The organism is Streptomyces sp. AA1529 (genome assembly GCF_000280905.1).
Lineage (GTDB): Bacteria > Actinomycetota > Actinomycetes > Streptomycetales > Streptomycetaceae > Streptomyces.
The window spans coordinates 21597-27844 of record NZ_ALAP01000062.1; the positions used below are offsets into that span (position 1 = coordinate 21597).

Below are 6248 nucleotides of genomic sequence, written 5' to 3' on the forward strand. Positions count from 1 at the left end.
CGGGGGCGTCGGGGTCGTCGGGACGGAGGAACTGGACGGGAGGCGCCCGGCCCGTGCGGCGCCGGGCGCGGGCTAGCCGGGGATGAGTCCGTCGTCGCCGAGCATCTTGCGCACCTCGTCCAGGTCGGCCTCGGGCGCGGGCAGGATCAGCTCGGAGGGTTCGAGCGCGTCGTCGGGCAGCGGGCTGCCCAGCCGGCGGACGGCGTCGAGCAGCGCGTGGAGCGTGCGGCGGAAGCCGGCCTCGTCCCCGCTCTCCATCTCCTCGAGCAGCTCGTCGTCGAGCCGGTTCAGTTCGGCGAAGTGGCTGTCGTCCAGTCCGACCTGGCCCTCGCCCATGATCCGTACGATCATGCCGTTCTCCTCCTCAGGCTGCGCGGGGGTGCCGCTGAGGCCCGGTTCACTCCTTGTTGAACCTGGGCGCGTCCTGCTGCCGGCCGTTGGCCTGGCCCTCCTGGTCCTGGCCCCCCTCGATGGCCTGCTGACCGCCGCTGCCGCTGCCGCCGGCCAGCTCCGCCTTCATCCGCTGCAGCTCCAGCTCCACGTCGCTGCCGCCCGAGAGGCGGTCGAGCTCGGCGCTGATGTCGTCCCTGGCCATGCCGGAGGGGTCGTCCAGCGCCCCGGAGGCCAGCAGCTCGTCGATGGCGCCGGAGCGGGCCTGGAGCTGGGCCGTCTTGTCCTCGGCCCGCTGGATGGCCATACCGACGTCGCCCATCTCCTCGGAGATGCCGGAGAACGCCTCGCCGATCCGGGTCTGCGCCTGGGCGGCGGTGTAGGTGGCCTTGATAGTCTCCTTCTTGGTGCGGAAGGCGTCCACCTTGGCCTGCAGCCGCTGCGCCGCCAGGGTGAGCTTCTCCTCCTCGCCCTGCAGCGTCTGGTGCTGCCCCTCCAGGTCGGTGACCTGCTGCTGGAGAGCGGACCGGCGCGAGAGCGCCTCCCTGGCCAGGTCCTCGCGGCCCAGCGCGAGCGCCTTCTTGCCCTGCTCCTCCAGCTTGGAGGACTGCCCCTGCAACTGCGTCATCTGCAGCTCCAGGCGCTTTCTGGAGGTGGCGACGTCCGCGACGCCGCGGCGCACCTTCTGCAGCAGTTCGAGCTGCTTCTGATACGAGTAGTCGAGCGTCTCACGCGGGTCCTCGGCCCGGTCCAGGGCCTTGTTGGCCTTCGCGCGGAAGATCATCCCCATACGCTTCATGACACCGCTCATGGGCCTCGCGCGCCCCCTTCGTAACGGACTCAAACCCTCGGCAACCTACAGACCCCAGGGTACGGGGCTGTCTTCCATTACCGCACCGTTCGAGTGCGGAAACGCTCCTCCGTGAGGACGATCAGCCTCCCGCGCTCTCCGGCGCAGGGAGTAGGCGCCCGTCCGCGACAGGGACCGGTGATTCCGGTCCCTACCCCTGGGGGCTGGGGCGCACTCCGCGGCACACCGTACTCTTGAGGTGTGTTCCGTAGCCGTTCGAAAACAGGGCAGGCCGGCTCATCCCAGGTGATGGCGGCCGAGCCCCACCAGCCCCGCGACCCGCAAGCCCCCAAGGGTCGCCCCACTCCCAAGCGCAGCGAGGCGCGCGGTCCGCGCCGCCCGATGGCCGCCGGGCCGCAGAGCCGCAAGGACGCGGCCAAGCGGCAGCGGGAGGCCCGCCGGGCCGAGCTGGCCAAACAGCGCGAGGCGCTGGCCAGCGGGAACGAGCGCCATCTGCCGGCCCGCGACAAGGGTCCGGTGCGGCGCCTGGCGCGCGATTTCGTGGACTCCCGGTTCAGCGTGGCGGAGTTCTTCCTGCCGCTGGCCGTGATCATCCTCGTCCTGAGCATGCTGCCCTCGCTGCAGCTCAAGAACATCTCGCTGCTGCTGTGGCTCGTGGTGATCGTGCTGATCGTCATCGACTCCATCGGCACCACGGTGCGGCTCAAGAAGCGGATCCGCGAGCGCTACCCGGACGAGAACCGCCGGGGCGCCATCGCCTACGCGCTGATGCGGACCCTTCAGATGCGCCGCATGCGCCTGCCCAAGCCGCAGGTCGCGCGCGGCGAGAAGCCCTGATCAGGCAGGAGCTGGTCGCCCGGCAGCTCGAGGAGCGGATAGCCGCGCACTTCGAGGTGGGGCGCCGGCTCCGGGTACTGGACGCCGGGCTGGGCGACGGCGCGCAGGCGCTGCGGCTGGCGCGGGCCGGTCACCAGGTCACCGGGCTGGAGTCGGATCCGGCGCGGCTCGCGGCACTGGACGCGGCGCTCGCGGAGGAGCCCGAGGGGATACGCGCCCGCTTCCGCACCCGGGCCGGCGGCGGCCAGGACACCGGGGCGCACTTCCTGCCCGGCACCTTCGACCTGGTGCTCGGCCACGACGTCCTGGGCCGGTCCCGGGACCCGGACAGCACGCTGGCCGGGCTCGCCCGGGTGCTCGACACCGGCGGGCTGCTCTCGCTCGTCCTGCCCAACGTGGCGGCCCGGGCGCTGCGGCCCGGCCTGGCCGGGGACTGGACGGCCGCGCGGGCGGCACTGGAGGCCGACCCCGGCGAGAGCGACCGCTTTCTGCGGCTGGAGGCCCTGACCTCGTTCCTCGCCCGGATCGGCGTGCCCCTGGATCGCTGGTACGGCGTGGGGGTGCTCGCACCGGGCGACCCGGCCGGTCCCGCCGAGGCCCTGGAGGCCGAGGAGCGGGCCTGCCGCATGGACCCCTACCGGGGCGTGGCCGAGTCGCTGCACCTGTTCGGGGTGCGGGGCTGAGGCTTGTCCGAGGTCCGAGGTCCGAGGTCCGAGGTCCGAGGCCCGGGTCCGGGGCGCCCGGCGCCCGAGGGCCGGGGCCGCCTGGTGCGGGGCCGATCGTGCCCGGCCGTGCCGGGGCCGTCCGGACCGTGCCGGGGCCCGCGGGCCCCGGCGTGCGCAGCCCCGCTCCGCTCTCCCGGAGACGGCTCCTGGAGACGGCCGCCGGTCAGCCGACGGCGGGCCGGAACTCGGGCGGATCGCGCAGTTCGATGTCGGCCTGCTCGATGCCCTGCTCCCGGGCGAGGTGGGCGAGCGTCTCGGACCGGGCCTGCTCCGGCGCCTGGGTGTCGATGAAGGCGCCCAGCCACTCCCCCGTCCGCCGGTTGTAGGCGAGCTGCCGGGCGGCCGCGGCGCTGCTGATGGTGCCCGTCTCCTCGACCGTGAAGTCGGTGCCGATGGCCGCCTTGGCCACGTGGGCCGCGCACACGTCCATGAAACGGGGACTGGGGCGCTCGTCACCCCCGTGGAAGAAGGCCTCGACCGCGTCGGGGCCGCGCACCGACCGTTCGGCGAAGATCCCGGCCTTCTTCAGCGTCGCCAATGTCCGCTCCACCTTTTCGGCCGGGCCCCGCAGCACCACGTAAACCGCACCTCGTACGTCCATGCGCACCGAGGGTAGCGGCTGTCGGACACCGGCGGGACCGGTCGCCGGCCGGACCGCCGCACGGCATCCCCGCCGGGCGCCGGACGGGCGACGTGGTGCGCGGGGCGCCGCCCCGTCAGCCGGCGGCGGCGTCCCCGGTGTCCGCCTCCGAGGCCGAACGCAGACTCATCGGCCCGTAGACGGTGCTGCCGTCCTCCTGGAGGGTGACCTGTTCGGTGCCGCCCTCCAGCAGGTCCCGCCACACCTCGCCGATCCAGGACTCGGCGTCCGACTGGGTGGGGAACTCCTCCGGCTCCACGGCCGGTTCGCTCTCCGTGCCGTCGGCCTTCTCGAACCGCCACGTCCACGCCATCAGTGCCTCCGTAAGATCGCCGGTTGCTCCCGGAAGCGTAGTCCCCCGTGCGCGCGCGACGGCAGGTCACGAGACGATCGGAGAGTGGAACTCACTCTGCTCGGCACCGGCGGTCCCGCCGGCCTCCCGCTGCCCGACTGCCCCTGCGCCCGCTGCGCCGCCGCCACCGGCAGCGAGGCACGGGCGGCGACGGCGGTGCTGGTGGACAGCACCCTGCTGCTGGATCTGACCCCGGGGCCCGCGCTCGCCGCGGCACGGGCCGGGCGGTCGCTCAGCGGGGTGCGGCAGGTGCTGCTGACCCATCCGCACGACGGTCCGGCCCCGGAGGTGCCCGCCGGGCTGCCGGCCCCCGTCCGGCTGCCGGACCGCCAGGAACTGGCGCTGATCAGCGGGCACCGGGTGCGGGCCCTGGCGCTGGACTCGCCCGGCACCGGCTACCTGGTCACCGGCCCCGACGGGGAGCGGCTGCTCCACCTGCCGCCCGGCGCCGCACCCGCCGGGGTGGGCGGCGGCGCCGGGTACGGCGGCCCCTGCGACACCGTGCTGATGGACGTCGCCGGGCGGCCCGACGCGCTGGCCGGGCTGCGGGAGGCGGGCCTGGTCGGCGCGGGCACCGATGTCGTCGCCGTCCACCTGGGGCACGCGGTGCCGCCGGGTGCGGAGCTGCACCGGCGGCTGGCCGCCGCCGGGGCCCGGACGGTGCCGGACGGTACGTCGCTCACCGTCGGCGCGTGGCACGGCGGAGCGGACGGCCCGCAGGTCCCGCGCCGGACGCTGGTGCTGGGCGGGGCCCGGTCGGGCAAGTCGGTGGAGGCCGAGCGGCGGCTGGCGGCGTTCCCCGGGGTGGTGTACGTGGCGACGAGCGGCAGCCGCGACGGCGACCCGGAGTGGGCGGCGCGGGTGTCCGAGCACCGCGAGCGGCGCCCCGCCTCGTGGCGCACCGAGGAGACCTGCGATCTGGTGCCGCTGCTGGAACGGGAAGGACCGCCGCTGCTGATCGACTGCCTGGCGCTGTGGCTGACCCACGCCATGGACGAGGTGGGGGCGTGGGACGACGCCCGCTGGGCGCGGGGCGGCGCCGCCGAACTGTCCGCGCGGGTGGGGGCGCTGCTGGAGGCGGTACGCCGCACGCCGCGGCTGCTGGTGGCGGTCAGCAACGAGGTGGGGTCCGGGGTGGTGCCGGCGACCTCGGCCGGACGCCGGTTCCGCGACGAACTGGGCAGGCTGAACGCGCGGTTCGGTGAGGAGTGCGAGCATGTGCTGCTGACGGTCGCCGGAGTGGCGCTGCCGCTGCGGTGAGAGGGCGGGGCCCGCCCCGCCCTCCAGTCCACCGCTCTCCCCCGAACTGCCGTACGGGGGCTGCTGAAGCGGCGGTGCCACTGCCGTACGCTCGGCGAGCATGAGCGAGCGCAGCCTGGATCTGGACGACTTCTCCGACCTCATCGAACGGCCGCACGGCGGCCTGCGCCAGGAGGCCGAGGAACGGCGGGCGCTGACCGGGCTGCCCCCGCGGGCCCTGGGACGGCTGGAGGACGTGGGCGAATGGCTCGGCTCCGCGCAGGCCCGGGTACCGGTGCGGCCGGTCGCCCGCCCGCGCCTGATGGTCTTCGCCGGGGACCACGGCGTCGCCGAACTCGGCGTCTCCAGCCGGCAGCCGGGCAGCGCCGCCGAACTGGTCCGCGCACTGCTGGACGGCACCTCCCCCGCGGGCATCCTCGCGCGGCAGTTCGAGGTGCCGGTGCGGGTGGTCGACATGGCGCTGGACTGCGACCCCGGGACGCTGCCCGCCGAGGTGACCCGGCACCGGGTGCGCCGCTCGTCGGGCCGCTTGGACACCGAGGACGCGCTGACCCCCGAGGAGGCCGAGGAGGCGTTCCGCACGGGGATGGTGCTCGCCGACGAGGAAGCCGACGCCGGGACCGACCTGGTGGTGCTCGGCGACCTGAGCGTCGGCGGCACCACCGCGGCCGCGACGCTGATCGCCGCGCTGTGCGGCACCGACGCTTCGGTGGTGACCGGGCGCGGCGGGGGCGGGATCGACGATCTGACCTGGATGCGCAAGTGCGCCGCTGTCCGGGACGGGCTGCGCCGGGCCCGGCCGGTGCTGGGCGACCAGCTCCGGCTGCTGGCGGCGGTCGGCGGCGCCGACCTGACGGCGATGACGGGCTTCCTGCTGCAGTCCGCGGTCCGGCACACCCCGGTGGTCCTCGACGGTGTCGTCTCCGCGGCCTGCGCGCTGGTCGGCCAGCGGGTGGCCTTCCGGGCCCCGGACTGGTGGCTGGCCGGCCAGGCGGGCAGCGAACCGGCACAGGCCAAGGCCCTGGACCGGCTGGCCGCGGACCCGCTGCTGGAGCAGGGCGTCGAGCTGGGCGGCGGCACCGGTGCGCTGCTGGCGCTGCCGCTGGTGCGGGCGGCGGCGGCGCTGGCCGCCGAACTCCCGGTCCGGGAGGGCCCGGTGGCCGACCCGGAGGAGCCGGGCGGGGACCCGGACGCCGGGCGGCCCGGCGGGCCGGCGGCCCTGGACGCCACCTG

8 protein-coding genes are annotated in these 6248 nt (G+C 75.3%); 4 read left to right on the forward strand and 4 right to left on the reverse strand.

Annotated features, from left to right (window positions below):
- Window positions 1–72: 72 nt before the first annotated feature.
- Window positions 73–351 carry a PspA-associated protein PspAA gene (gene pspAA / locus A949_RS0118060; protein ID WP_019357428.1) on the reverse strand — a complete coding sequence of 93 codons (279 nt, stop codon included), beginning with the start codon at window positions 349–351 and terminating at the stop codon, window positions 73–75.
- A 46-nt stretch (window positions 352–397) separates the two neighbouring features.
- A complete protein-coding gene (locus A949_RS0118065) occupies window positions 398–1201 on the reverse strand; it encodes a PspA/IM30 family protein (protein WP_037706751.1) in 804 nt (267 codons plus the stop codon).
- Between the two features lie 240 nt (window positions 1202–1441).
- Here A949_RS0118065 and A949_RS0118070 point away from each other — a divergent pair, with 240 nt between their 5' ends.
- Window positions 1442–2038, forward strand: coding sequence for a DUF3043 domain-containing protein (locus A949_RS0118070; RefSeq protein ID WP_063826267.1), 597 nt, complete (start codon window positions 1442–1444; stop codon window positions 2036–2038).
- Window positions 2035–2721 (forward strand): class I SAM-dependent methyltransferase, encoded by a 687-nt coding sequence (locus A949_RS0118075; RefSeq protein ID WP_078534208.1) that lies wholly within the window; start codon window positions 2035–2037, stop codon window positions 2719–2721. The genes A949_RS0118070 and A949_RS0118075 overlap by 4 nt, the downstream gene beginning before the upstream one ends.
- Before the next feature lie 205 nt (window positions 2722–2926).
- Here A949_RS0118075 and A949_RS0118080 read toward each other — a convergent pair whose 3' ends face one another.
- On the reverse strand, window positions 2927–3364 hold the full coding sequence (locus A949_RS0118080) for a hypothetical protein (protein ID WP_037706754.1): 438 nt from the start codon (window positions 3362–3364) through the stop codon (window positions 2927–2929).
- A gap of 115 nt (window positions 3365–3479) precedes the next feature.
- The gene (locus tag A949_RS0118085) at window positions 3480–3716 is read right to left on the reverse strand and encodes a hypothetical protein (RefSeq protein WP_019357433.1); all 237 of its coding nucleotides are present in this window, start codon (window positions 3714–3716) and stop codon (window positions 3480–3482) included.
- 84 nt (window positions 3717–3800) lie between these two features.
- On the opposite strand from A949_RS0118085, the gene A949_RS0118090 reads away from it, so the two are divergent.
- Together A949_RS0118090 and A949_RS33790 are read left to right on the forward strand one after the other, a co-directional pair.
- A complete protein-coding gene (locus tag A949_RS0118090; RefSeq protein ID WP_019357434.1) occupies window positions 3801–5015 on the forward strand; it encodes a bifunctional adenosylcobinamide kinase/adenosylcobinamide-phosphate guanylyltransferase in 1215 nt (404 codons plus the stop codon).
- Between the two features lie 100 nt (window positions 5016–5115).
- On the forward strand, window positions 5116–6248 hold a 1133-nt coding region (locus tag A949_RS33790), incomplete at its 3' end, for a nicotinate-nucleotide--dimethylbenzimidazole phosphoribosyltransferase (RefSeq protein WP_019357435.1).

What these genes read in the sequence shown, in the direction of transcription:
- A949_RS0118080 (WP_037706754.1), bottom strand. Translation starts at nt 3,364, where the DNA reads ATGGACGTACGAGGTGCGGTTTACGTGGTGCTGCGGGGCCCGGCCGAA.
- pspAA (WP_019357428.1), bottom strand. Translation starts at nt 351, where the DNA reads ATGATCGTACGGATCATGGGCGAGGGCCAGGTCGGACTGGACGACAGC.
- A949_RS0118085 (WP_019357433.1), bottom strand. Translation starts at nt 3,716, where the DNA reads ATGGCGTGGACGTGGCGGTTCGAGAAGGCCGACGGCACGGAGAGCGAA.
- A949_RS0118065 (WP_037706751.1), bottom strand. Translation starts at nt 1,201, where the DNA reads ATGAGCGGTGTCATGAAGCGTATGGGGATGATCTTCCGCGCGAAGGCC.